Annotated in this window: 21 protein-coding genes; 19 read left to right on the top strand and 2 right to left on the bottom strand. The window is 43.4% G+C overall.

What is annotated here, in order from left to right; translation table 11 throughout:
* Positions 1-12 precede the first annotated feature (12 nt).
* From AC0MA3_RS21760 to ligA, 19 genes are all read left to right on the top strand, one after another.
* Positions 13-1,653: a glycosyltransferase family 2 protein gene (locus AC0MA3_RS21760; protein WP_474657747.1), complete on the top strand. Its 1,641-nt coding sequence runs from the start codon at positions 13-15 to the stop codon at positions 1,651-1,653.
* A gap of 24 nt (positions 1,654-1,677) precedes the next feature.
* Entirely contained in the window at positions 1,678-4,008 is a 2,331-nt protein-coding gene (locus tag AC0MA3_RS21755; RefSeq protein ID WP_474657746.1) for a glycosyltransferase, read from the top strand.
* A 9-nt stretch (positions 4,009-4,017) separates the two neighbouring features.
* The gene (locus tag AC0MA3_RS21750) at positions 4,018-5,220 is read left to right on the top strand and encodes an ABC transporter ATP-binding protein (RefSeq protein ID WP_474657745.1); all 1,203 of its coding nucleotides are present in this window, start codon (positions 4,018-4,020) and stop codon (positions 5,218-5,220) included.
* Between the two features lies 1 nt (position 5,221).
* A complete protein-coding gene (locus tag AC0MA3_RS21745; RefSeq protein ID WP_474657744.1) occupies positions 5,222-6,340 on the top strand; it encodes a class I SAM-dependent methyltransferase in 1,119 nt (372 codons plus the stop codon).
* Positions 6,340-7,602, top strand: a complete 1,263-nt coding sequence (locus AC0MA3_RS21740; RefSeq protein ID WP_474657743.1) for a glycosyltransferase family 4 protein — start codon at positions 6,340-6,342, stop codon at positions 7,600-7,602. Before AC0MA3_RS21745 ends, AC0MA3_RS21740 begins: the two co-directional genes overlap by 1 nt.
* A gap of 15 nt (positions 7,603-7,617) precedes the next feature.
* Positions 7,618-8,319, top strand: coding sequence for a glycosyltransferase family 2 protein (locus tag AC0MA3_RS21735; RefSeq protein ID WP_474657742.1), 702 nt, complete (start codon positions 7,618-7,620; stop codon positions 8,317-8,319).
* Between the two features lie 2 nt (positions 8,320-8,321).
* Positions 8,322-8,699, top strand: a complete 378-nt coding sequence (locus AC0MA3_RS21730) for a DUF2304 domain-containing protein (RefSeq protein ID WP_474657741.1) — start codon at positions 8,322-8,324, stop codon at positions 8,697-8,699.
* Between the two features lie 96 nt (positions 8,700-8,795).
* Positions 8,796-9,227 (top strand): GtrA family protein, encoded by a 432-nt coding sequence (locus AC0MA3_RS21725; protein WP_474657740.1) that lies wholly within the window; start codon positions 8,796-8,798, stop codon positions 9,225-9,227.
* Entirely contained in the window at positions 9,224-9,967 is a 744-nt protein-coding gene (locus AC0MA3_RS21720; RefSeq protein ID WP_474657739.1) for a sugar phosphate nucleotidyltransferase, read from the top strand. The genes AC0MA3_RS21725 and AC0MA3_RS21720 overlap by 4 nt, the downstream gene beginning before the upstream one ends.
* Before the next feature lie 20 nt (positions 9,968-9,987).
* Entirely contained in the window at positions 9,988-10,536 is a 549-nt protein-coding gene (gene rfbC, locus AC0MA3_RS21715) for a dTDP-4-dehydrorhamnose 3,5-epimerase (protein WP_474657738.1), read from the top strand.
* Positions 10,537-10,612: 76 nt separating this feature from the next.
* Positions 10,613-11,635 (top strand): dTDP-glucose 4,6-dehydratase, encoded by a 1,023-nt coding sequence (gene rfbB, locus AC0MA3_RS21710; RefSeq protein WP_474657737.1) that lies wholly within the window; start codon positions 10,613-10,615, stop codon positions 11,633-11,635.
* A gap of 8 nt (positions 11,636-11,643) precedes the next feature.
* Positions 11,644-12,504, top strand: a complete 861-nt coding sequence (gene rfbD / locus AC0MA3_RS21705) for a dTDP-4-dehydrorhamnose reductase (RefSeq protein ID WP_474657807.1) — start codon at positions 11,644-11,646, stop codon at positions 12,502-12,504.
* 200 nt (positions 12,505-12,704) lie between these two features.
* The gene (locus AC0MA3_RS21700) at positions 12,705-13,757 is read left to right on the top strand and encodes a glycosyltransferase family 2 protein (RefSeq protein ID WP_474657736.1); all 1,053 of its coding nucleotides are present in this window, start codon (positions 12,705-12,707) and stop codon (positions 13,755-13,757) included.
* Positions 13,758-13,989: 232 nt separating this feature from the next.
* Positions 13,990-14,889 (top strand): glycosyltransferase family 2 protein, encoded by a 900-nt coding sequence (locus AC0MA3_RS21695; protein WP_474657806.1) that lies wholly within the window; start codon positions 13,990-13,992, stop codon positions 14,887-14,889.
* A complete protein-coding gene (locus AC0MA3_RS21690; RefSeq protein ID WP_474657735.1) occupies positions 14,886-16,286 on the top strand; it encodes an undecaprenyl-phosphate glucose phosphotransferase in 1,401 nt (466 codons plus the stop codon). The genes AC0MA3_RS21695 and AC0MA3_RS21690 overlap by 4 nt, the downstream gene beginning before the upstream one ends.
* A gap of 114 nt (positions 16,287-16,400) precedes the next feature.
* Positions 16,401-17,267, top strand: coding sequence for a phosphatidylinositol-specific phospholipase C/glycerophosphodiester phosphodiesterase family protein (locus AC0MA3_RS21685; RefSeq protein WP_474657734.1), 867 nt, complete (start codon positions 16,401-16,403; stop codon positions 17,265-17,267).
* 177 nt (positions 17,268-17,444) lie between these two features.
* Positions 17,445-18,167: a heptaprenylglyceryl phosphate synthase gene (gene pcrB / locus AC0MA3_RS21680; RefSeq protein WP_474657733.1), complete on the top strand. Its 723-nt coding sequence runs from the start codon at positions 17,445-17,447 to the stop codon at positions 18,165-18,167.
* Positions 18,168-18,223: 56 nt separating this feature from the next.
* Positions 18,224-20,569, top strand: a complete 2,346-nt coding sequence (gene pcrA / locus AC0MA3_RS21675; RefSeq protein WP_474657732.1) for a DNA helicase PcrA — start codon at positions 18,224-18,226, stop codon at positions 20,567-20,569.
* Between the two features lie 75 nt (positions 20,570-20,644).
* Positions 20,645-22,657 carry an NAD-dependent DNA ligase LigA gene (gene ligA / locus AC0MA3_RS21670; RefSeq protein ID WP_474657731.1) on the top strand — a complete coding sequence of 671 codons (2,013 nt, stop codon included), beginning with the start codon at positions 20,645-20,647 and terminating at the stop codon, positions 22,655-22,657.
* Between the two features lie 231 nt (positions 22,658-22,888).
* Here ligA and AC0MA3_RS21665 read toward each other — a convergent pair whose 3' ends face one another.
* Positions 22,889-24,163 (bottom strand): molybdopterin-dependent oxidoreductase, encoded by a 1,275-nt coding sequence (locus AC0MA3_RS21665; protein ID WP_474657730.1) that lies wholly within the window; start codon positions 24,161-24,163, stop codon positions 22,889-22,891.
* Positions 24,164-24,312: 149 nt separating this feature from the next.
* Complete coding sequence (locus AC0MA3_RS21660) at positions 24,313-25,566, bottom strand: MFS transporter (RefSeq protein WP_474657729.1); 1,254 nt, start codon at positions 25,564-25,566, stop codon at positions 24,313-24,315.
* Positions 25,567-26,011: the final 445 nt, after the last annotated feature.

Below are 26,011 nucleotides of genomic sequence, written 5' to 3'. Positions count from 1 at the left end.
GGAGTAGCTGTGATGAGACTAATGTATCGTTATATTAAAATATTGAAAAATAGAATTCTGAGGAGAAAAGAGCTTGAAAATAACATAGATAGTATTGAAATTTATTCGAGATGGTTACAAGTAAATAAATCGAATAGCAAAGAACAAAATTTTTCATATGAACCGAAAATTTCAATTTTAATGCCAGTTTATAATGTAGAGTTGCAGTGGCTTCAAAAAGCGGTGGAATCAGTTGAGAAACAGATCTATACGAACTGGGAACTCTGTATCGTTGACGACTGTTCCACTAATGCAGAGTTATCTAAATACTTATTACAGAAACAAAATAATAATATTAAAGTGAAAATACTAAAGAAAAACTCTCATATTTCAAAAGCTTCAAATGAGGCTGTTAATTTAGCAAATGGTGAATTTATTGCGCTCTTAGACCACGATGATGAATTAACTGAGGATGCTTTATTGGAAGTAGTGAAAAGATTGAATGAGAATCCTGACTTGGATTTAATATATTCAGATGAAGATAAAAAAATGATGAGCGGAGAAAGGATTTACCCAGCTTTTAAAAACAACTGGAACTCCGAACTGTTATTTTCATTTATGTACGTCGGTCATTTAGGGGTTTATCGAAAAAGTATTGTTGATGAAATTGGAGGCTTCCGCGAAGGTTTTGAGGGTGCTCAGGATTATGATTTAATACTTCGATTTACTGAGAAAACTAATAAAATATCTCATATCCCCAAGATCCTTTATCATTGGAGAATGATTCCAGGGTCTACGGCGGTTGAAGTCAACAGTAAGAGCTATGCATACGATAGAGGCAGGATCGCTTTACAACAATCATTAATACGTAGGGGTTATAACTGTGTTGGTGTGGAAGAGGATCGCTTAATTCGAGGGAATTATCATCCAATATTTAATCATGTTGCTTTCAGAGATACAATAATTGTATTTCTACTGGCAGAGTCTAATAATGAGAGATTAATAAAAGATAAACTAAAACTTATAAAAAGACAGACCTCTTCATATAATGCGCAGATTGTTCTTTTGTCTAATACACAAATTCAATTGGAGGAGGATATACCTTTATTGGTGTATTCCGACAATAATTACTTTATAGAAATGCATAAGTATCTTGAAATGCATGACTCATTTAAACAGATGCTCTTTATAAAAGACACGATCTCAATAGATCAGCCGGAATGGCTCGAGAGAATGTTAGGGTACTCCCAACGTAAGGATGTCGGCTGTGTATCAGGTAAGGTTATTTCTTCTAGTGGGAAAATACAATATGCGGGTGCACATATACAAGAAGGCAAGAAATGTTACCCTAACCACAACGATGAATCAAATGATGTCGGATATTTAGGCAGAGTTAGAAGAGTTCAGTATACTACTTTTGCGTACAATGCGTGTTTTACTCTCAAAACTGTATTATTTAACAATTATATGGGGAGTACTCGTGATAGTTATGATTTCAATAGTTTAAATATAGAATTAGGAAACTCTGGTTCATTCAATATATATAATCCATATATAGAGTTTGTTACTTCTGAAGGTAATCCAGCTGAGGAACCTTTGCAATCAAAAGCGACTGACAAATATCTAAATCCCCATTTGAAAATCGTAGATGGAAAACTTGAAATCAAACTATAAATGAGATTAGAGAGCGGTGTGAAGATGCAAGAGCAAGAAAAAGTTATTGATATTATCATTCCTGTTTATAACGCTTATGAAGATTTGGTTCAATGTGTAAGTTCAATTCAAAATAATTTTGCGGGAAGTAAATATCGACTCATACTAATTAATGATGCTAGTCCAGATCCGCGGATTACTCCTTATATTAATAAAATAGCCCTGGAAGATGACCGAGTTATATCTTTGATTAATGAAATAAATCTGGGTTTTGTTAAGACTGTTAATAAAGGAATGTCCCTCTCTACAAATGATGTTGTACTCTTAAATAGTGATACCATAGTAACTAGAGGTTGGTTATCGAAGCTTACTTTTTGTGCGAATTCTTCGGAATTGATTGCGACTGTTACGCCGTTTACCAATAATGGGACGATATGTTCAGTGCCGAATTTTGGTCAAGATAATGAAATCCCTGAAGGTTTTACAATTGATAGTTTTGCAGCGATGATTGAAGATATTTCACTTAGAAAATACCCAGTTATTCCCACTGCAGTGGGTTTTTGCATGTATATTAAAAGAGAGGCCCTTGAGAAAGTAGGGCTTTTTGATGATGAATCCTATTCCAAAGGGTACGGTGAGGAAAATGATTTCTGTTGCCGAGTAACTGAATACGGGTATTATAACGTTTTGGATGATGCAACTTTTGTATATCATAAAGGTTCTATGTCATTTAAAGATGATAAAGAGGGTTTAATTGTACGTAACTCTGAGGTTCTAAGAGCAAAGTTCCCTTATTATTTTGATCGCGTCAACAGTTTCTTAGCATCGAATTTAGTCTTCCCTTTGATAGAGAATATAAAAAAACAACTGGCCACTTACTCAAAGACACCAAAAAAGAAAGTTCTATTTCTTACTCATAATACAGTCGATGAGGATTGGTTATTTAAACGTGGTGGTACAGAGTATCATGTATATGATCTCATCCAGGGAATAGAGGATATTGAATTTTATACACTTACGACAAGTGGTACACGGGTTTTATTGAAGAAATTCAATAACGGATCTTCTGTAAACTTTAACTTTTTTATCGATAGTCCGTTAGAGGCGCATACCTTCTACCAGGAGAAATATAGAGAGGTATTGGAAACGATAGTCCAAGGTTTCGCTATAGATCTTATTCATATTCACCACTTGCAGAGACATACCTTCGATATATTTAATGTAGCTAGACGATTCGGTGTGCCTTTGTTTTACACGGTTCATGATTATCACTTTATATGCCCTTCAATTCTTCTTTTAGATTACCAAGGAGATTATTGTTACGATAGTATCAGTTTGGAGAAATGTAGCAAATGTCTCTATCATAAAATGGGCTACGGGACGCCTTTCAGGGAACAATGGCATAGCGAAGTTGAAAAGAATTTGCAGAAAATAGACCTGATTATATTCCCATCAGCGTCTCCATTAGAGTATTTTGAAAGAGAATTTAAAGTAAAGGAACTTGGTATACCTTATAAAATTATTGAGCATGGTATTTCTGAAATAAGACCTAATGACAAGCATATTGTTGATAATTATCCTGAAGAGAAAAGAATCTTTAATATTGCCTTTGTTGGTAATTTTGCGAAGCATAAAGGCAGCGAAATAATCAGTGATTTAATCCGGAAAAGGGAAAAGTCTTTTGCAATAAACTGGTACTTAATAGGTGAGATACACGACAGAGTATTAGAAGAATTGACCAATGACCAGGTTTATAAAATTGGTGAGTATAAAAGAGAAAACTTGTCAGTATTACTTAAGGAATTAAAAATCGACTTAGTGTGTTTGCTATCAACTGTACCTGAGACCTTTTCGTATACACTATCTGAATCTTGGTCTGCAGGCATACCTGTTCTAGTTAATAATCGTGGCGCATTAGGAATGCGGGTGGTTCATAATGAAACAGGTTGGATTGTTAATAACTTATCCAGTTCAGCAATTTATGAGGAAATAAAAAAAATATATAGCAGCCCTGAGATATATGAAGTTGTTAAGGGGAATATAAGCCGAGGAGACTTGCAGTCAAATAATACTGTTCAAATGGCGGCCCAATACAGAAGTGTATATTTGGAATATATAAATGATAGTATACACAATTTCGAATTATCAATAATTGAAAAGTCGAAATTAAATGAAATCAAACACAGGGGCTTAACGCTGATCAACAATTCAAATGAACACATGGAGAGAGAATTGCAAGTGAGAGATCAGCAAATCCAAGCTATCTACAATACACTTGGATGGAGATTTTTGAACTACCTAAGAAAAAATCCGGTTGTCGGCCGCAGTGGGAAGAAAATCCTTGTGAACTTACTGAAATTAAAAAACAGAAAATAAGGTGTGTTTATGAACAATTATACGGTTGAAATAAAAAATGTGAGTAAACAGTTCAAAACCTATAACAATCCTATTAATAGGTTGAAAGAAATATTCTACGACAATAGAGAGTTCTCTGAAAATTACACTGCGTTGAAGCAAATAGATTTGAAGATACCTAAGGGGCAGACAATAGGTTTAATTGGAGAAAATGGAAGTGGAAAGAGTACGCTTTTACAACTTATATGTGGTATTTTGAAACCAACCAATGGTGAGGTTTCTGTAAATGGGAAAATATCCGCCTTACTTGAATTAGGCGCAGGTTTTAATCCGGAGTTTACCGGGAAAGAGAATGTTTATATGAATGGTGCCATACAAGGTTTTACTAAAGAAGAAATGGACGTTAGGATGCCTGCAATTGAAAGCTTTGCTGAAATTGGAGATTTCATTCATAAGCCTGTTAAAACCTATTCTTCAGGTATGTATGTAAGGTTGGCCTTTGCTTCAGCAATAAATGTAGATCCAGATATACTTATTGTTGATGAAGCCCTTGCAGTTGGCGATTTGTATTTTCAGCTGAAGTGTATTGAGAAAATTAAAGATTTCAAAAAAAATGGGAAGACTATAATATATGTTTCGCATGATACTTATTCTGTGAAAAATATCTGTGACTACGTAGTGTGGATAGATAAAGGAGTAATTAGAGAACAGGGAGATCCTATACAAATAGTTCCTCACTTTGAAGATTACATGAAGCTGAAAAAAGATGTGGTTACAAGTACAAAGCATATGAAAGAAGAATCAAGCTCTGATGATTTAGTATTAAATATTTTGCATGCTGATTTCTTTGAATATAAAACCGATCACAGAAAACAGCAGTTTGAAATTAATGAAGGAATGACGGCCGTTATACATTATGAACTTTTGAAACCTATTGATGAAATTGTAGCGGGAGTTGCTATTTTCGGCCCAGATGGATCAAGTGTATGTGGATTAAATACCAAGCTGGATGAAAAAGTTATTAGGCCTAAGTTAGGGAGAAATAGTATCATGCTGCATTATGACCAATTAAATCTTTTTCCTGGAACCTATAATATTCATGTCGGTTTTTTTGAGAAAGAAGCAATCGGAAGGCTAGACTATAAGGCTGGCATAGGCTCCTTTAACATTATTAGTAGTCGCTACAAAGGAGAAGGGATTGTTTTACTAAATCATACATGGGAAGTGGAATGAAATGTCGAAGTATAACTATGAGGTAGATCTTTCAGTAGATAACTCTGCTTCTCAAATAATTAATCTTATAAGTGATGCTTCTAAAGTGTTAGAGTTTGGTTGTGCGTCTGGTTATATGACAAAAATATTAAAAGAAGTAAAGGGTTGTGTTGTAGATTGTGTTGAAATAAATGCACAAGACGCGGAAATAGCAAAAGCATACTGTGACAAGATGCTAGTCGGGGATTTAGAATTAATTGATTTTAATATTCTCAATGGTTGGGGAAAGTACGATTACATTATTTTTGCAGATGTTCTAGAACATTTGAAAAATCCAGAAAAAGTTTTGGAGAAGTGTAAAATGTTGCTAAAGGAAAATGGCGAAATACTCTCGTCTATTCCAAATGTTGCGCACGCATCCATAGTATTTAATTTACTGGACGGTAAATTTCAATACCAGAGAATTGGACTTTTAGATAATACGCATTTGAAACTCTATACCAAAAAGACGATTATTAGTTTATTTGAAGAGTCGGGTTACATGGCACATGTTGTCGGTAAAACTGAAATTTATCCTCAATTTTCAGAATTTGCAATCGACATCTCGAAGTATCCCCAAGATATTGTAGATTATATATATAATAATAATATGGAGGCAAATACCTACCAGTTTATTGTTAGCGCAAAGGTTTGCTCCGAGGTTAACTTATTAAAAGAATTCGTTGCTGAAAAAAGTAGGATGGAAGAAGAAATTTTAGAACTTAAAAAAACAATCAATCATCAACAAGAAACTTTAACAATGCAGATTGACTATAGCCGCGGTATCGAGGAAATAGTAGGAACTAAAGATAATGATTATAAGAAATTAGAGGAAAACTACTTGGCTTTAAAAGATCGGTTTGAAAACCTAGAAATTATGATTAGCGAAATAAATGAAAAAAATAAGGTTATTACGGATAAATTGGAACTATATAAAGTAGAAGTTTTACAAAAAGAAGAAAAAATTGTAGAAGATCAAGTTACTATCGAAAAGAAACAATCAAGAATTGAAGAATTGAATCACTCCTACGAAATATTGAAAAAAGAATTGGAAGTTGTTAAAGCTCGGAAATGGTACGAAATATTAATGGGAAAAAAATAATGAAAAATATATTAATTATTTCTCCTGCAGCCATAAGGGAAAATATGTCCGGTCCCTCGATTAGATACTGGGAAATATCTAAACAATTATCATTGTATAATAATGTGATTCTGCTAGTGCCCAATGATGATGCTTTAGTAAATCATGAAATTACCATAAAAAAACTCACTGTAATGAACTTACTTAAAAGCTTGAAAAGTTGTGATGTAGTTTTATTACAAGGTTTGACGCTTTGGAAATACCCATTCATAAAATACTTTGATAAAGCAATAGGTATTGACCTATATGACCCTTTTCACTTAGAAAATCTTGAGGGATTAGATAGTAGTTTATTAAGCAAAATTAAATACCGTACAACAGTAAAGGTTATAAAGGAACAATTGCAAAGAGGCGATTTCTTTTATTGTGCTTCGGAAAAGCAAAAAGATTTTTGGTTAGGAATGTTGTCTGATCAAAAAATCGATCCTACTTTATACTCCAAGATAAGGAAAAACATCTCAAACTTAATTGGAGTAGTTCCCTTTGGTATTCCCGATAATCCTCCAAAGAAGAGGAGTCAAGTACTAAAGGGAAAGTATCCGAATATTAAAACATCTGATAAAGTTATTATTTGGGGAGGGGGGATTTGGGATTGGTTAGATCCAGAAACTTTAATTAAAGCGATGGCAATAGTAAAGGCAAGCCGTTTAGACATTAAGTGTTTCTTTATGGGCGTGAATCCGCCTGTTGGAAAAGAACCTGGTAAATTAAAAAAACTTCGGATGATGTGTGAAGAACTAAAAATAGAAGATATTGTTTATTTTAATGATTGGGTAGCATATGAAAATAGAAGTGATTACTTATTAGAGGCTGATATAGGTATATCTCTTCATGAAAATCATTTTGAAACAAGGTTTTCTTATCGAACCAGATTATTGGATTACATTTGGTGCGGGTTGCCAATAATATCCTCAGAAGGGGATGTATTTTCTGATATTATTGAGAAGAATAATCTTGGATCAATAGTTAAGGCTAAAAATGATACTGAAGTTGCAGAACAGATTATAGCAATTCTTGAAAAGGATAAATCAATCTTCTACAAAGATCATAATCATTCGAAATTCTTGTGGTCTAGTGCCGTTAAAGACTTGGTTACTTTTTGCATGAATCCCCAAAGGATTTCTCCTCGATTTAAACTTTTCAATGAAATAAAATGGTACTTCTGGAGAATGATATATTTAATCAGTAGAATATATGAAACAAAAATAACTAACAAAAGGTAAAGAAGGAGGTTAAAAGTGAGAATTTTAGGTATTATTCCTTGCTATAATGAAGAAGATAATATTGAAAAGTTGATTAACGAACTAGCTGAGTATGCTGATTTTTTAGATTTTATAGTTATTAATGACCATTCAAGTGATTTGACGCAGGTGATCTGTGAACGTAATAGAGTGGAAATTATTAATCTTCCTTGTAATTTGGGAATAGGTGGCGCAGTGCAAACTGGATATATTCATGCAAACAAACATGATTATGATATTGCTATTCAGATTGATGGAGATGGACAACACGATCCCAAGTTCATAAAAAGTTTAATTGAACCCTTGATACACGGGAAGTGCGATTTTGTGATTGGTTCAAGGTTTCTGGAAAAAGAAGGATTTCAATCATCTTTCAGTAGAAGGGTGGGAATAGTTTACTTTGCAAGTTTATTAAGTCTATTAACAAAGCAAAAAGTGAGTGATCCGACCTCTGGTTTCAGAGCATGTAACAAAAGTATTATTAAGCTTTTTTCAGAAAATTACCCCACAGATTATCCTGAGCCTGAATCAATAATGGCATTAAGTAGAAATGGATATAAAATTATGGAAATTCCTGTTCAAATGAGGGAGAGAATCGGCGGGGTCTCCTCTATTAAGGCCCTTAAGTCTGTCTACTATATGATAAAAGTAACTATTGCAATTGTTATTGATTTTTCGCGAAAAAGACAAATGAATTAAGGATGATACAAATGTTTCCCTTCAAGCTTCAGATTTTTTTAATAATGCTGACGGTACTTTTTTTGTTTCTGCTAATAAATATGATTAAAAAGTATGAACTTCAATTAAAGTATGCCTTATTATGGATTTCTATGGTAGTTGTTATGTTGATTGTGGCTTTAATACCAAAAATAGCCTTTTATTTCACTCATCTATTCGGCTTCCAAGAACCTTCTAATTTCGTTTTTCTTTTAGGTATATTATGTAGTTTAGTAATAATTTTCAGTCTTAGCATATCGCTATCTAATTTATCCCATAAGTTAAGGCAATTAACTCAAGAAGTGGGTATGATGAAAAGAGATATCATAAAATTAGTAGAAACTAAACAGAGCCGGGAATAATATTTGAGTAGAGTTACTTTGAAAGACGAAAGGACCCTGTATGATTCGGAAAACAAATACCTCAAACAAAGTGAATCAAATGGTGAGACATAAACGATGATGAAAATGGCATTTAATCGCTTTTTTTCTAACCAACTTATTAGTTATGTATTTGTTGGGGGTATTGGAACATTAGCGCATACGGGGACTTTATGGCTATTGACTGAATTGGCAGATTTAAATCCATTGTTATCATCAACATGTGGTTTCTTCTTGTCTTTGATTATTTCTTATTATTTAAACAGTATTTTAACCTTCAAACAAAAATTCCACATACAATTTTTTTTGAAATATCTTATTGTTTCTTTAATAGGTTTACTTGTTAACCTATCAATCCTCTATATAGTCCAAAATATATTGAATTTAAATTACATGATAGGTCAGTTGATAGCAATAATTGTAGTTCCTATATTGAATTTCGCTCTAAATAAATATTGGGCATTTACTTCAAAAGCAGAAGTGAATGGTGATTCTGGAGGGGTATTATGAAAGGCATAATTCTTGCAGGAGGTACAGGCTCGCGACTGTACCCATTAACCAAAGTAACTAATAAGCACCTTTTACCAGTAGGGAAATATCCAATGATCTTCCACTCTGTGTACAAACTTAAACAGGCTGATGTGAAAGATATTCTTATCGTCACTGGTAAGGAACACATGGGAGATGTTGTGAATTTATTAGGAAGCGGAAGAGAAATGGGTGTGTGTTTCACTTATAAGGTACAAGATGAAGCAGGTGGAATTGCCCAAGCTCTTGATTTAGCTGAACAATTCGTCGGACAAGACCAAATGGTTGTTATTCTGGGCGATAATGTGTTTGAGGATGATATTGCTCCTTATGTGCATAATTTCCGTGAACAAAAAACTGGAGCTAAAATTCTGATTCAGGAAGTTGCTGATCCGAAACGTTTTGGTGTACCAGAACTGCAAGGTGACCGTATTCTTTCCATTGAAGAGAAACCACAGAACCCTAGATCAAATTTTGCAGTAACAGGAATATATATGTTTGATAGTGAAGTATTCAATATTATCAAGACAATCACACCTTCAGCTCGTGGAGAACTAGAGATTACAGATGTGAACAATGCATATATTAATCGTGGAGAGTTAACATTCGATGTTCTCCAGGGTTGGTGGACGGATGCGGGTACACACGCCTCTTTAGCTAAAGCGCACAACTTGGCACAAGATATTGTATTTGGTGAGGAATTTGGGAAATTGAAACTTTAGTTATGGAGGTGCTGTTTTAAATGAAGGTTACATCCTTAAAGTTGCAGGGTTCATCCATCCTTGAACCGGTGGTCCATGGCGACAACCGGGGCTTTTTCATGGAGAGCTATAATGAAGAAATCATGCATAAAGCAGGCGTGAACTTTAATTTTATCCAAGACAATCAATCCCTCTCGGTAGAGGTTGGTGTTCTACGGGGGCTGCATTACCAGTTGAATCCGAAGGCACAGACAAAGCTGATTCGTGTGCTCACCGGGGCTATTTATGATGTGATCGTAGATATCCGCCGTAACTCGCCTACATTTGGCCAATGGGTCGGGGTTATCCTTAGTGAATATAATAAACGCCAGCTGCTGGTGCCCAAGGGCTTCGCTCATGGCTTCTGCACACTTGTGCCGAACACCCAAGTCTTATACAAAGTGGACGAATATTATTCCCCTGAGAATGACCGCGGCATATTATGGAGTGATCCGGCGCTTGGCATTGATTGGCCTACGTCTGCTCCTGTGTTGTCGGATAAAGACCAGCGTCATCCGTTATTGAAGGATGCGGAGTTAAACTTTGATTAATACTTATTGCGAATAATCGCTTCCGTCCGGAAACGGTTCATACATTATCACTTCTAGGAAAAAGGTGGGTACACAAATGAAACTGCTTGTTACCGGCGGAGCCGGATTCATCGGCAGCAACTTCGTAATATACATGCTGCAGCAGCACCCGAATTACAAAATCATCAATGTTGACGCTTTGACATACGCTGGCAATCTGGAGAATTTGAAATCCGTGGAAGGCCATCCGAACTATACGTTTGTTAAGGCGGATATTACTGATGTGGCGGCGATGGATTCGCTGATTAGCCAAGGCGTTGACGTTGTGGTCAACTTTGCGGCGGAGTCACATGTGGACCGGAGTATTCTGGAACCGGAAGTATTTGTGAAGACGAATGTACTGGGTACGCAAGTGCTTTTGGACGCGGCTAAAAAGTACAGTATTACGAAGTTCGTTCAGGTATCTACGGATGAGGTATACGGATCGCTTGGAGCTACCGGGTTATTTACGGAAGAGACTCCACTAACTCCAAACAGCCCTTACTCGGCAAGTAAAGCGGGCGGGGATTTATTGGTACGTGCTTACCATGAGACATTTGGACTGCCGGTAAATATCACCCGCTGCTCCAACAACTATGGTCCCTACCAATTCCCTGAAAAGCTCATTCCGCTCATGATTTCACGAGCACTTGCGGATCAGGCGTTGCCGGTCTATGGCGATGGAATGAATATTCGTGACTGGCTGTATGTTGAGGATCATTGCAGTGCCATCGATCTGGTCATTCATGAAGGTGTTAATGGTGAAGTATATAATATTGGCGGGAACAATGAGCGTACGAATGTGCATATTGTAAACACAGTGCTGCAAGAGCTGGGCAAACCAGATTCACTGATCACGTATGTTCAAGACCGTCCTGGCCATGACCGCCGCTACGGCATCGATCCTACCAAAATCACAAGAGATCTGGGCTGGAAGCCTAAGCATACTTTTGAGACGGGGATTAAGGAAACGATACAGTGGTATCTGAATAACCAGGAATGGTGGACCCGTATCCAATCGGGGGAATACCAGAAATATGCCGCGCTCCAGTACGGCAGCCGTCTGGGGGATTCTCTGTAATGCCTAAGATGAAGGTGCTTGTAACAGGCTCAGCCGGGCAATTGGGTCAGGATTTGGTACTGTTGCTGCAGGCACAAGGTCATGAGGTGCTGGGTTGTGACCGCCAGGAGATGGATATTACCGATCTGGATCAATGTGTGGAGATCATTGGTGAATTCAAGCCGGATGCTGTGATTCATTGTGCCGCTCATACTGCAGTAGATGTCGCAGAGACTGACATCGATGCTGCTTATCTGATTAATGCGACAGGAAGCCGGAACGTAGCACTTGCTGCGGAGAAGGTGGGAGCGAAGATGGTATGCATCAGCACGGATTATGTTTTTGATGGTACGGGAACACGGCCATACCATGAATATGATAATACCAATCCTAACACTATCTATGGTAAATCGAAGCGGGCTGGAGAAATCCTCGTGCAGTCCTTATCCACGAAGTTCTTCATCGTGCGTACTTCCTGGGTGTATGGCAAGTATGCCAATAACTTTGTGAAAACCATGCTTAAGCTGGGGCAGGAAAAACCACTAATTCAGGTAGTGGATGATCAAGTGGGCTCGCCTACCTATACGGTGGATCTGGCCAAGTTTTTGCTGGAGCTTATACAAACGGAAAAGTATGGTATCTACCATGCCTCAAATAGTGAGTTCTGTACCTGGTATGAGTTCACACAGGCGATCTTCGCTGAGGCGGAGGATATCCTGGGGTTGAAATTTACTGCAAAGCTGGAACCCTGCACAACAGAGCAGTTCCCACGTCCGGCGCCGCGTCCCGCGTATTCGGTGATGGAGCATCTATCCATTCGCACGAACGGGTTCAAGGATATACGGCCATGGCGTGAAGGGCTAAGGGACTTTTTGCTTGAGCTGAAATAAAGGAATGCTTAATAACATGATAATAGATTAACTAAATGAGAACTCCTGACCGCGCCTGGCGGTTGGGAGTTTTTTTATGAAGTAGACCACTACAAGCACACATAGCCGCCCCATCTTGTTTTCGGTATAATGGAATGAAGCTGCTTTAGCTTTGGCTCAGCATGCTTACCTGCTACATATACCAGAATCCGAGGGCTCTTATGAATAACCAAATAAATAATATCAATCATACGATCAATAACAAAACCGTCAGCATACATATTGTTACCTACAACAGCGCGGAGGATATTAAGGATTGTCTGACAGCAGTCATGGCACAGGACTATCCTATTGAACAGATCGTGGTAGTGGATAATGCTTCAGCAGACGCTTGTAAGGATAAGGTGAAAGAGTTCAGTCGTAGAATCCAAGCGAAGGCCTATTTAGCCCAACCGGAGAAAGTAGGGGCGGAGGGTGCTTTAAAAGGGGAGGCAAGAGTTCCTTCTCTAATTATCTTGGAAAACCACACTAACACCGGCTTCGCCCCCGCCCATAACCAGGCCATTGCTGCCACGAATACAGACTATGTTCTGGTTCTGAATCCGGATCTGACGCTTGCGCCGGATTATGTATCCAGACTCATCAAGCAGATGGAAGCCAACTCGCAGATCGGCAGCGCTACCGGTAAGCTGTTGTTAAAAGCGGATGACTCTCTTGTAGATAGCACGGGACTGCGGATGAACAGGGCGCGGCGTGCCTTTGATCGTGGCGCGGGAGAGCCTGCTGCGAGCTGGCCGGCATCCGGGTTAGTATTTGGGGTGTCTGGTGCGGCGGCCATGTACTCCCGGCGGATGATTGAGGATATCAGTATAGACGGAGAGTTTTTTGATGCAGATTTCTTTGCTTATAAGGAAGATGTGGATGTAGCCTGGAGGGCTGGACTCTTCGGCTGGTTAGCCTATTATGATGCTGGAGCGATTGGTCATCACGAACGGGGCTGGAAAACTTCTGGTCGTGACAGCAAACCAATGTTCATCCGGAGAATTTCCTATATTAACCGCTACAAAATGATCTATAAAAACGAACCTGCCCGCAAGCTAATTTCAACATTCCTCTATGCTTTGCCTTACGAGCTTGCGGCACACGGGTATATGCTGATAAAGGAACCGAAGTTAATCAAAGCCTGGGGCTCCTTTTTTACACAATGGAAGAACCTCAAGCACAAACGCAAGTACATTCAGGACAAAGTTACGAGATTGAGAAGTGAGAGATAAGAAGTGAGAAGCGAGAAATTTAATAGAAGTGCTGCAGCAACTCCTAATATCTCCCGCAGTCTCTTCTGCTTATGTGGATAAATTTGTTAAAACCTCCCGGGTCGTCTACGCCTATCAGAGAGGTTTTGTGTTATAATGGTTGTCGATAGATTACTATATTTGTCAGGAGCGTACCGCATTGAGTGTAGATGTCAGTATCATTGTCCTAAATTACAATACATGCCGCCTGACGATGGATTGTCTGAGGTCGGTATATGATTCGGTAACTAATTTTTTCTATGAAATCATTCTAATAGACAATAACTCCCGGGATGACTCGGTAGAGCGGATCAGCCGGGAATTTCCTGGTGTGATGTTAATCGCTAACAGTGAGAATGTCGGATTTGCCCGTGCTAATAATCAGGGAATGGAAGTGGCTTCAGGCCGGTATGTGCTGCTGCTGAATTCGGATACGGTCGTGCGGAAGGATACCCTGCAGACGATGATCTCCTTTATGGACAGCCGGCCGGATCTTGGAGCTTCGGGCTGTAAAGTAATTTTGCCGGATGGTTCACTGGACAAGGCCTGTAAGCGGGGATTTCCGACTCCTTCTGCTTCTTTCTATTATGCTTTTGGCTTCAGTAAGCTCTTCCCGGACAAGCCGAGATTCAATGGCTATCAACTAGGTTATCTGGATCCCGATCAGGATTATCCTGTAGATTGTCTCGTCGGGGCGTTTATGCTGCTGCGGCGGAAGACGATAGATCAGGTCGGCGGCTTGGATGAAGACTTTTTTATGTACGGTGAGGATTTGGATTGGTGTTTCCGGATCAAAGAGGCCGGATGGGGGATTTATTATTATCCGCAGACCTCCATTGTACATCTCAAGGGCGGCAGTGCACGGCGCAGACCGTTCAAGATCGTGTACGAGTTCCATCGGGCAATGATTTTATTTCACCGCAAGCATTATAGCAAGCGGTACAACAGTATGATAAATGGAGCGGTCTATGCCGGAGTGGGTGTGAAGTTCTTGCTTTCACTGGTACGCAATGCGCTGATCCGTCCCCAGGCCGTGCCTTCGCCGGCGCAGAGCCTTACAGTCTCCGGGGAGTCCGGTTCAAGAACGGAATCGAATGCTGAGGTGAGATTATGATTCGCCGTAATCAGAGGTTTTTGACACAGCTGTATATGGTAGCCGATTTTCTGGTCATTCAACTGTCCTTTCTAGTGGCTTGGTGGCTTAAATTCAGAAGTGGTCTACTCGAATCCTACAATACACTGCCTGTGGAATCCTATGCTTATTGGAGCGTTATTTACGGCGCAATCTCTGTATTAATTGGAATTGTGCTCGCACTGTATTTACCGAAGCGCAAGAAACGCTTCATCGACGAGTTCATTAAGATTTTCCAGGTGCATATCATGGCCATCTTTATGCTGCTCGGCTTAATGTTCTTTCTGAAGGAAATTGACGTATCCCGGCAATACCTTGCGATCTATATGGGTTTAAATGTCCTGTCCATCATGCTGTACCGTTATGTGCTCAAGAAAATGCTGAAGTCCCTCCGCGAAAAAGGCTTCAACCGTCAATTCGTCCTGATTCTGGGGGCCGGTACTTTGGGTAAAAGATTCTACAACAACTTGGTGCAGTACCCGGAGCTCGGGTATGAGACCATTGGCTTTCTGGATGATTACCACACATGGGATGGCATTGAAGGGGAACGCTACAAGCCGATTTTGGGAACAGTGGATGAATTGCCTGGGATGCTGGAAATGCTGCCGGTGGACGAAGTGATTCTTGCTCTGCCACTGGATGCCCATTCTAAATATCCGGCAATTATCGCCGCCTGCGAGAAGGCCGGAGTACGGACGCTGATTATTCCTGATTTCTTCGATTATTTGCCAGCCCGTCCGTACTTTGATAACTTTGCTGGAATGCCGATGATTAATGTGCGTGACATTCCGCTGGATATGACCGGCAACAAGCTGGCCAAACGCGCCTTTGATATCCTTTTCTCGCTGTTTGCCATTATTGTGATGTCCCCTGTGATGCTCATTGTGGCTCTCGGTGTGCGGCTGACTTCCCCGGGGCCGGTGATTTTCAGACAGGAACGGGTAGGGCTGAACCGGCGCACTTTCATGATGTACAAGTTCCGCTCGATGAAGATGCAGCAGGATGGGGAGGAAGATACGGGCTGGAGTACTCCTGTTGATCCCCGCCGGACCCGGTTCGGGACCTTTATCCGGAAGACTAGCCTGGATGAGCTGCCACAATTTTTCAACGTGCTGTTTGGCCAGATGAGTGTGGTGGGACCGCGGCCGGAACGTCCTTTTTTCGTAGAGCAATTCCGCGGAGAAATCCCGAAGTATATGGTCAAGCATCATGTGCGTCCGGGAATTACCGGCTGGGCACAGAGTAACGGTCTCCGTGGGGATACCTCCATTGAGGAGCGGATCAAGCATGATATTTTCTATATCGAGAATTGGTCGCTGCTGTTCGATATCCGGATTATATGGAAGACCATTCGTAACGGATTCAAAAATGCTTACTGAACTTATTACATTCGAATAGTTATACCTGTTGAAACGGGTGCCCTCCTTGAAATTTGAGGAAGACACATCCGTTTCTTCTTTTTTAATCCTACTGTTGCAAAGGAAACCACATCTATGAAAAAAACAAAAGTCATTGCTACAGTCGTTATGATCTTTGCTTTGATCTCTATGTTAGTGATTACCCTCGGTGACCAAGAGAATAAGCCGTCAACCGGCTTCGCATCCCACCGGATCGTTGCCCATGCTATGGGGGGAATCAACGGACATGCGTATACCAACTCTTTTGAAGCCTTTGTAGCCAATTACGAGCAAGAAAGCCGGGTCTTCGAAGTGGATTTACTCCTTACCACTGACGATCAGCTAGTCGCCCGTCACGAGTGGACGAATAATATGAGCAAGCTGCTGGGTCAACAAACGGTACTGCCTGCTGCCAGACAAGGTGCTGTGCTGGATTATGCCCACTTTATGAACAGTCCCATTCTGAATATCTATTCTCCGCTGGATGTGGAGAGAATCCTTGATCTTATGCAGGCTTATCCGGATGCCTATATCGTTACAGATACGAAGGAGATTAAGCCGGAGCTGATAACTCAGCAGTTCAAGCTCATTACGGAGGCGGCAGAGCACCGTGATCCGAACCTTTTGGATCGGGTGGTTCCGCAGATCTACAGCCAGGACATGCTGGATGTGATTAACAAGGTGCATGTTTTCCCGGAGGTGCTGTATACCCTATACCAGTCACAGGACAGTGATGACCAAGTGATTGATTTTGTGAAAAAGAGCGGTGTGGATATCACCATGCCTGACACACGGGCCACTTATGGTTTTGTACAGAAGCTGAAAAAAGCCGGAGCCCGTATCTATGTGCACACTCTTAATGACGAAGCAGAGATTGTTAAATTGTCGCGCATGGGTGTGGACGGGTTCTATACAGACTTTGTTTCTGAGGAAGATTTGAGCCAGTTCAAAGGGCTGCGTTAAAGAGCGGAAAAAGGCGAAAAAATGTTCGCATTTTTCCGCTCTTTAAATTGACACCCCCCTTATTGCTGGCATAGACTAGAGGTACAGCTTTTGCGGGAGCGGAAGTGTTTTTGGCATGAATAAAAAGCATGTAAATCGTACCCAATCTAATCGGTTGAATAATGAGGATGGACGAAGATGAATGAAATAAGGCAAACGATTCGGCAGTGGAGGCATGTTTTTAAGCTGGATCCGGACCGGGAGCTCGGAGAGTCTGAACTTACTGCGGTTTGCTTATCGGGGACGGACGCGATACTGGTCGGTGGTTCTACCGGAGTGACTTATGAGAATACAGCTGAATTGCTGGCAAGAGTGCGTCAATTCGAACTTCCTTGTGCACTTGAGGTTTCAGACCTTGAGGCGGTTGTGCCGGGTTTTGATCTGTATCTGATTCCCATGGTGCTGAACAGCCCGCAACCAGACTGGATATTGGGTCATCACCGTCGGGCGATTGAGCGTTATGGAAGCTTGATTCCATGGGAGCATTTCCTTGCAGAAGGATATATTGTGCTGAACGGGGACTCTGCTGTGGCCCGTCTTACAGGTGCCGACTGCTCATTGAGCGGAGAAGGTGCCGCTGCTTATGCGCAGATTGCAGACAAGCTGATGAGCCTGCCCATTGTCTACCTGGAATATAGCGGTACCTTTGGCGATATGGAGACGGTACGGACCGTAAGAGAAACTGTTGAGTATAGTCAGTTATTTTATGGAGGCGGGATTACCTCTGATTCAGAAGCTGAGCAGGCTGCTGCCCTATGTGATACAGTAGTGGTCGGGAATATCATCTACCGGGATGTGCAGCAGGCGCTGCTTACCGTACAGGCGGTTAAGAGAACAACGCAGATGGACTTTACCCTATAAAAGAACGGCGATACCGTTCCTTTAATTCACGATATTCAGAAAGGAGCATGTCACACATGCAACTTGTTAACATACAGGATGCCGTTAGCCGGCTTAATCCTCCGCAGCGTCAGGCTGTAGAAACCACTGAAGGTCCCTTGCTGATTATGGCTGGAGCAGGAAGCGGGAAGACACGTGTGCTTACCCACCGCATTGCCTGGCTGATTGCGAACCGCAAAGCGCCGCCTTGGGCGATTCTGGCGATTACCTTTACCAATAAGGCCGCCCGGGAGATGCAGGAACGTGTCTCCAAGCTGGTAGGACCGGAAGGCCGGGATATTTGGGTCTCCACCTTTCACTCGATGAGTGTGCGGATTCTGCGCAAGGATATTGAGCGGATCGGGTTCACCTCCAACTTCTCCATTCTGGATTCTACTGACCAGTTATCCGTTATCCGTAACTGCATGAAGGATTTGAATATCGACACGAAGAAGTTTGAACCCAAGGCTGTCCAGTCGATGATCAGTACTGCCAAGAATGAACTCATTACGCCCGCACAATATGAACAGAAAATCGGCGATTATATGGAAGGTCTCGTGGCCAAAGTATATACCATGTACCAGAAGCGGCTGAGAGCCAACAACTCGCTGGACTTCGATGATCTGATCATGAAGACGATCGAATTGTTCAAGGAAGTGCCGGAGGTATTGGATTTCTACCAGAAGAAGTTCAAGTACATCCATGTCGACGAGTATCAGGATACGAACAGGGCGCAGTATATGCTCTGCCGGATGCTGGCGGACAGCCATCACCGTATTTGTGTTGTCGGCGACAGTGATCAGTCGATTTATCGCTGGCGCGGAGCGGATATATCGAATATTTTGAATTTTGAAGAGGACTATCCCGAAGCCAAGACGATTATGCTGGAGCAGAACTACCGCTCTACCTCGAACATTCTGAATGCAGCCAATGGCGTGATTGCGCTGAATACGGGACGGAAGCCCAAGAAGCTGTGGACGGATTCTGCGGAAGGCGAGAAGATCAAAGTGTTCCGCGGCGACTCTGAGCATGATGAAGGCTACTTTGTTACGGGTGAGATCAGCAAAAGTGTTAAGCAGGGCCAGGCCTACCAGAACCATGCCATCCTGTACCGGACGAATGCCCAATCGCGTGTAATAGAAGAAATTCTGATCAAATCGGATATCCCCTATCAGATTGTCGGCGGGATCAAGTTCTATGACCGCAAAGAAATCAAGGATCTGCTGGCGTATCTGCGTCTCTTGTCCAATCCCGATGACGATATCAGCTTAACGCGGATTATCAATGTTCCGAAGCGGGGGCTGGGAGATACGACAGTAGGCAAGCTGGCTGCATCCGCTGCGTCTCAAGGTGTATCGATCTTCCGTGCGCTGCAGACGGTGGATGACCTTGGCTTCGCCGGACGGACGCGCAATACTCTGGTGGAGTTCTACGATATGATCGAGGCGCTGCACCGTATGGTGGAATTCCTCTCAGTGACGGAACTTACGGAGAAGATTCTGGAGCTATCCCAGTACCGTCTGGAGCTGCAGAATGAGAACACCCTTGAATCCCGCTCCCGGCTGGAAAATATCGACGAATTCCTGTCAGTCACCATGGAATTCGAGAAGAACAATGAAGATAAGTCACTGGTCTCCTTCCTGACCGACTTGGCACTAATCGCAGACATTGACAGCGTGAACGATGATGAAGAGCGCAGTGACGCTGTTGTGCTGATGACCATGCACAGCGCTAAGGGGCTGGAGTTCCCGACTGTCTTCATTATCGGGATGGAAGAGGGCGTATTCCCGCACAGCCGGGCCTTCCAGGACAATGATGAATTGGAAGAAGAACGGCGTCTGGCGTACGTAGGGATCACCCGTGCGGAGAAGCAGCTGTTCCTCAGTTGCGCCCGGATGCGCACGCTGTTCGGGCGGACGACAGCGAATCCGCCGTCGCGCTTCCTGGAGGAGATTCCGGAGGAGCTGAAGGAAGATACCGGTGGGGCTTCGGACCGCTTCCGGCGCGGAGCGGAGGTTGGCGGTGCTTATGGCGGCCGCGGCTTCGGGGGTGGCAGCCGGGGGAACTTCGGCAGCCGCAGCGGCGCTGCCGGTAATGCGCCGGCAGGCGGCGGGAGCGCCGGCTTCGGCGGCAGCACTGCGTCCGCGGCGGCTAGTGCGAGCCGCGTGACCGTGACCACCGGAAGCGCGCAGCGCGCTCCGGGAGCATCGGCGCCCGGCGAATACAAGGCCGGCGACAAGGTCTCCCACGGCAAATGGGGCACCGGCACCGTTGTCTCCGTGAAGGGCAGCGGCAACGATACGGAGCTGCAGATTGCTTTTCCGGCGCCGGTGGGTGTGAAGCGTCTGCTGGCCGGCTTTGCGCCAATTACCAAAGTCGAATAATTCGCTTGCGATTAACGAATGCGTTTTTAGTCCACGCTAGCCGTAGGATACTATTTGATGGAGGGATGTTCCCCGATGGATGCTATGCACACTATGGAGGAGCTCGTAGCTGAGCTGAATCAATATAACTATCATTACTATACGCTGGATGCGCCGAAGGTCAGCGACAAAGAATATGATGCACTTTACGATAAGCTTGTAGCCCTGGAAGCAGAGAGCGGCATCGTGCTGCCTCATTCACCTACTCAGCGCGTAGGGGGAGAACTGCTCAAAGGGTTCACACCACACCGTCATCTGGCTCCGCTATGGAGTCTGGATAAAGCGCAGAATATTGAACAGCTTCGCAGCTGGAATACCCGGTTGCTGAAGCTGGTGAATGATTACAATACCAAGAATCCTGATCATCCTCTTCCGGCGCCCTGCTATGCGGTAGAACTGAAGTTTGACGGCTTAACGCTGAATCTGACCTATCGCGACGGAGTGCTTGTACAAGCGGCTACCCGCGGTAATGGGGTGACCGGGGAAGGCATCCTTGCCCAGGTAAAGACCATCAAATCAGTCCCATTAACGATTCCATTCCAGGAAGGTCTCATTGAAGTGCAGGGCGAAGGAATTATGAATCTATCTGTACTGGCTGACTATAATACTAGGGCGGCTGAACCGCTCAAGAATGCCCGTAACGGGGCAGCGGGAGCGCTGCGTAACCTCAACCCTAAGACGACCGCCGACCGCCGGCTGAACGCTTACTTCTATAATGTAGGTTATGCGGAGGGTGTACAGTTCACAGACCATCAGGAAATGATGGATTTTTTGAGGAATAACCGTTTTAAGGTCAATCCGTACCTTACCTACTTTGATAACTTTGACGAAGTTACCGAACAATTGGCAGAGATCGAGGAGAGCCGCTCGAGTCTGGACTATCTGATTGACGGCGCGGTTATCAAGGTAACTGACTTCCGTATCCGTGAGGTGTTAGGTTACACCGATAAGTTCCCGCGCTGGGCGGTGGCTTACAAGTTCGAGGCGGAAGAAACCACAACGATCCTGGAGTCGGTCAGCTGGAACGTGGGCCGCACTGGCAAAGTCACTCCTCTGGCACGCGTGGAAGCAGTGGAGCTGGCAGGAGTTACTGTCCAGAACTGTACCTTGAACAACGTTGGAGATATTGAACGCAAGAACCTCAAGCATGCTCTGGGGACACGTGTGTTCATCCGCCGTTCGAACGATGTCATTCCCGAAATTCTCGGCAAGGTGACAGAAGAGAGTGACGGGGGGGAGATTATATTCCCTGAGGATTGTCCGGCCTGCGGTTTCCCGCTTGAAATGCGCGGTGCCCACCTCTTCTGCAACAACAAGCTGAACTGTAAGCCGCAGATCATCGGGCGGATCACTCATTTTGCCTCACGGGATGCGATGGATATTGAGACCTTCAGCGATAAGACCGCCGGACAGCTGCATGAGGAACTGGATGTGCGGGAACCGGCAGATCTATATGAACTGACCTTCGAGCAGCTTGTGAAGCTGGAGCGTTTTGGAGAGAAGAAAGCCGATAATCTGCTTAAGGCGCTGGAAGAGAGCAAAGGGCGGGACCTTGCGTCATTCCTGTTTGCACTAGGTATTCCGAACACAGGCAAAGCAACCACCAAAATGCTGGCTGATCACTACCGAAGCCTGGAAGCAGTCATGAATGCTACCGCAGAGGAGTTGTCCGGGCTTCCTGACATTGGCGGCATTGTAGCCGAGAGCATCGTAAGCTTCTTCGCAGATCCATTTGTAGTAACCAGTATTAACCGTATGCTTACACTCGGTGTAGAAGCGAAGGCACCGGAAGCTCCACGCCAAGTGAATACCAATTCCTTCTTCAGCGGCAAAACAGTAGTGCTTACCGGTTCGCTGCAGAAGCTTACCCGTGAAGAAGCAGCAGAGCGGCTGGAGGCGCTTGGCGCCAAGGTGTCCGGCAGTGTCTCCAAAAAAACTGATCTCGTCATCGCCGGCGAAAAAGCAGGCAGTAAGCTGGCCAAGGCTCAGCAGCTGGGTATTCAAGTGATTGAGGATGAGGACGAGCTGCTTCGGCTATTGGAAGGCTAGGAAGAAGGCTGCGGCAAGTATGATTCTGATATCTTCATTGTCATAGATAACAAAACGCCCGTCCCCTGCAAATCAGGAGGACGGGCGTTTTGTTATAAGGAATTATAGTGGATCCTTGGAACTTATGAATCCAATTTGCTGTATTGGAGAAATCTTTGATCCACAAGGGTTTCTCAGATCAGTCGTCCATCATGCTTAAGTTCAGCTTATATAGCACAGTTACCTCTGTCCTTATACCCGTTTCGCGTTAGGCAGCCAGGCATCCTTATCATATCCACGTTGTTCCCAATAGCCAACATGGTCTTCTTCAATGAGTTCAATCCGGTTCAGCCACTTCACTGATTTGTAGGCATACATTTGTGGAGTCACCAGACGTACAGGGCCACCGAGCTGGTTCGGAATAGGTTTGCCGTCATGAAGCACAGCGACCATTACATCTTCCATACGCGCTTGAGCCAGAGTCAGTGAATCGGTGTAGACGCCATCACCGGAATAGAATTTCACAGTCGTTGCCATGTTCTTTACTCCGGCCATATCGAGCAGACTTGCGAGCGGGAGGCCTTCCCAGGTGTTTTTATAGACAGACCAGCCGGTGACACAGTGAAAATCGCTAACCTGAACCTCACGTTGAAGCTTGACGAACTCATCCCAATTCCAAGTGAACTTTTTGTCTACGAGACCGTCGATAGTAAAAGACCAATTGCCGTTATCAAAGGCAGGGATATCCGTTACAGTATATACACGGAAACTACCTTCTGCTCCGCCTCCAATGGGAGGTGAGGAATCCGCTAGAGGCACAGGATCAGGAACGAGGATATTAGCATTGCTTGCTGCATACTCGGCGGCTCCAGGAAGCTGCAACGATTTGCCAATCCAACGTACAAAGGTAGGCCCAAGCGTTACCGCAAGACCCGCTCCGACAGCCACTTTAATAAAACCACGCCGTGTATATACTGGCTGAGGTCCACCAGGAGCAGTAGGCTTCTGAGTAACTCTGATATCCAAGGGCTCACCTTCTGGTGCCACTTCCGGCACAATGGAGCGCTTCTTGGGCTCTTTCAGCCATTTGACCCTTGTAATGGAGTGGTAGATGATGACCGGAAGCCCTACCCATGTGAGCAGATCATGAATAAACAGCGCCGTATTGGCCGCTCTCGGACCGGCAATCCTGAACTGCCAGAGGACAATCCCGGATACAATCCAGCCGATCAGCATCACCATTACAAAGACCACATTGGACTTCTGCGAGTTCTTTCCCTTCAGTCTCTTCCAATGCTTGGCTGCAAGCAGCAAATAATAGAGGACCGGAACAAGCAGCATCAGCCCAAAAGCGATATGCGCCCATTTCAGCCACACCCGCCCCTCACCAAGCAGCTCCCGCCAGAAACCGCCAACCAGCAATAAACCGCTCACTGCCAGAATCAATACCAGCCATGCATTCCACATGTGAATGGAAACAAGCTTTTTGCCATACCCTTTGCGGAACCCTGCCAGTGCTTTTTTCAATGGTGTTCCTCCTCTAACCCGAGATCATTGGAATCATTCAACTTTTAACTAATTGTACCGCATAATGCTGTGAATGAATAATTCTCTTTGGGGCGTTCTCAACAGAGAAGAAGCATGGTTTCGTAAGATAGGTTTGAAAATGTTGTTAATTATTCTGCAGCCCATTCCTCCAGTTTTTGATCTCCGGGGAGCAGCAGAGCAAGGAGACCGAGTAGCGGCAGAAACCCGCAAGCTATGAATACAGACATGATGCCAATCCGGTCAATAAGCGCACCAATGACGACAGAACCAATACCGCCCAGTCCAAAAGCAAGTCCGGTAATCAGTCCGGAGACCGTCCCGATGTTTCCCGGATACAGCATTTGGGCATATATCACGGTCACTGAAAAGCTGGATAATAGGATGAAACCTGATATCACCAGCAGAACAAGCGCCCAGGTTTGACTCACAAAAGGAAGCGCCAGTGCAAAAGGGACGGTTCCCACCATAGAGATCAGGATCAGATTGCGCCGTCCGAAGCGGTCAGCAAGCGGTCCCCCGAAGAATGTGCCAACCGCACCAGCAGCTAAGTACATAAAAATGTAGATTTGGGCATCATCAATGGACATCCCATAATTCTTCATTAAGTAGAAGGCATAGTAACCGCCGATAGACGCACCGTACCAGGAACGGACAAATACCAGGAAGACCAGAATAATAGTGGCCGTCAAAATACTTTTGTTGCGTGCAGGATCAATGGCGCGTGAAGCAGACTTTTTACGGAAGGTATATCCTTCATTCAACATTTTCCGGTACCAGCTGGCTACATAGGTCTGAACAGCGATACCTGCAGCGGCAATAACGGTGAATCCAAGCGCTCCCATCTGTCCGAACGGGATGAATACCCACTTCATTAACAGCGGCCCCAGGGACTGTCCGGCATTGCCGCCAACCTGAAAGATGGATTGTGATAATCCCTTGCGCTGTCCCGCAGCCATATGAGCTACTCGCATGCCTTCCGGGTGAAATGCTGCGGAACCGAATCCGACGAGCATCACTGAGAATATCACCAATACATAATTACCGGCAAAAGCCAGCAGGAATACACCGGCGAAGGTGCAGCACATCCCTAGCGGAAGCAATATTGGACGTGGTTTACGGTCAGCGGCATAGCCGATAACGGGCTGAATCACAGAAGATGTGATATTGAGAGCAAAAGCGATCCATCCCACTTGAGCGTAAGAGAGCAACATATTGTCCTTAAGAATAGGGAACATTGCTGGAATAAGCGCTTGAATCGAGTCGTTAAATAAATGGACAAAGCTGACGGCCAATAAAATACGGTATATGGTAGTCTGTTGCAAATGGCGCTGCTTCGCTTCATTTATTACAGGCGGTGAGTCCTGTATGGATTTGTCGTTCATTGTTTCTCCTTTCCAGACGGATTATGAATGTTGGTATTGCAGATTTTAATTTAGCTTTATTGTAGCCATATATATTGCACTATGGAAATCAATTTGTGCCCTATACGTGCGAATTATGCGTTACTTCAATTATTAATAAAAAAAGCTTGCAAACATCAGATCGGCATGATATATTATCTCTTGTGCTTATGAGACATCGACGCTGAATGAACAAGCGAAGAAGAAATAAGTTGACAAGAAATAATGAAATATGATATGATCTAATTCCTGTGCTTGACATGAGGTGTTAAGATAACAGGAGCAAGTTCTTTGAAAACTGAACAAATGGAACGCGTTAATTTTTAAAAGATTCATTTAATGAATCGTCAGTTTCAAAATGAGCAATCGCTCTTTCTAAATACCAATTTGGAGAGTTTGATCCTGGCTCAGGACGAACGCTGGCGGC

Source organism: Paenibacillus sp. LS-5, from assembly GCF_056121505.1.
This window is presented reverse-complemented; position numbering and strand designations above follow the sequence as displayed.

Excerpts from the sequence above, each read along its gene's own strand:
- ligA (WP_474657731.1), top strand. The coding sequence starts at position 20,645 with ATGGATGCTATGCACACTATGGAGGAGCTCGTAGCTGAGCTGAATCAA.
- AC0MA3_RS21730 (WP_474657741.1), top strand. The coding sequence starts at position 8,322 with ATGATACAAATGTTTCCCTTCAAGCTTCAGATTTTTTTAATAATGCTG.
- AC0MA3_RS21690 (WP_474657735.1), top strand. The coding sequence starts at position 14,886 with ATGATTCGCCGTAATCAGAGGTTTTTGACACAGCTGTATATGGTAGCC.
- AC0MA3_RS21745 (WP_474657744.1), top strand. The coding sequence starts at position 5,222 with ATGTCGAAGTATAACTATGAGGTAGATCTTTCAGTAGATAACTCTGCT.
- AC0MA3_RS21720 (WP_474657739.1), top strand. The coding sequence starts at position 9,224 with ATGAAAGGCATAATTCTTGCAGGAGGTACAGGCTCGCGACTGTACCCA.
- rfbC (WP_474657738.1), top strand. The coding sequence starts at position 9,988 with ATGAAGGTTACATCCTTAAAGTTGCAGGGTTCATCCATCCTTGAACCG.
- rfbB (WP_474657737.1), top strand. The coding sequence starts at position 10,613 with ATGAAACTGCTTGTTACCGGCGGAGCCGGATTCATCGGCAGCAACTTC.
- AC0MA3_RS21740 (WP_474657743.1), top strand. The coding sequence starts at position 6,340 with ATGAAAAATATATTAATTATTTCTCCTGCAGCCATAAGGGAAAATATG.
- AC0MA3_RS21685 (WP_474657734.1), top strand. The coding sequence starts at position 16,401 with ATGAAAAAAACAAAAGTCATTGCTACAGTCGTTATGATCTTTGCTTTG.
- AC0MA3_RS21725 (WP_474657740.1), top strand. The coding sequence starts at position 8,796 with ATGATGAAAATGGCATTTAATCGCTTTTTTTCTAACCAACTTATTAGT.
- rfbD (WP_474657807.1), top strand. The coding sequence starts at position 11,644 with ATGAAGGTGCTTGTAACAGGCTCAGCCGGGCAATTGGGTCAGGATTTG.
- AC0MA3_RS21660 (WP_474657729.1), bottom strand. The coding sequence starts at position 25,566 with ATGAACGACAAATCCATACAGGACTCACCGCCTGTAATAAATGAAGCG.
- pcrA (WP_474657732.1), top strand. The coding sequence starts at position 18,224 with ATGCAACTTGTTAACATACAGGATGCCGTTAGCCGGCTTAATCCTCCG.
- AC0MA3_RS21695 (WP_474657806.1), top strand. The coding sequence starts at position 13,990 with ATGGATTGTCTGAGGTCGGTATATGATTCGGTAACTAATTTTTTCTAT.
- AC0MA3_RS21755 (WP_474657746.1), top strand. The coding sequence starts at position 1,678 with ATGCAAGAGCAAGAAAAAGTTATTGATATTATCATTCCTGTTTATAAC.
- AC0MA3_RS21750 (WP_474657745.1), top strand. The coding sequence starts at position 4,018 with ATGAACAATTATACGGTTGAAATAAAAAATGTGAGTAAACAGTTCAAA.
- AC0MA3_RS21760 (WP_474657747.1), top strand. The coding sequence starts at position 13 with ATGAGACTAATGTATCGTTATATTAAAATATTGAAAAATAGAATTCTG.
- pcrB (WP_474657733.1), top strand. The coding sequence starts at position 17,445 with ATGAATGAAATAAGGCAAACGATTCGGCAGTGGAGGCATGTTTTTAAG.
- AC0MA3_RS21700 (WP_474657736.1), top strand. The coding sequence starts at position 12,705 with ATGAATAACCAAATAAATAATATCAATCATACGATCAATAACAAAACC.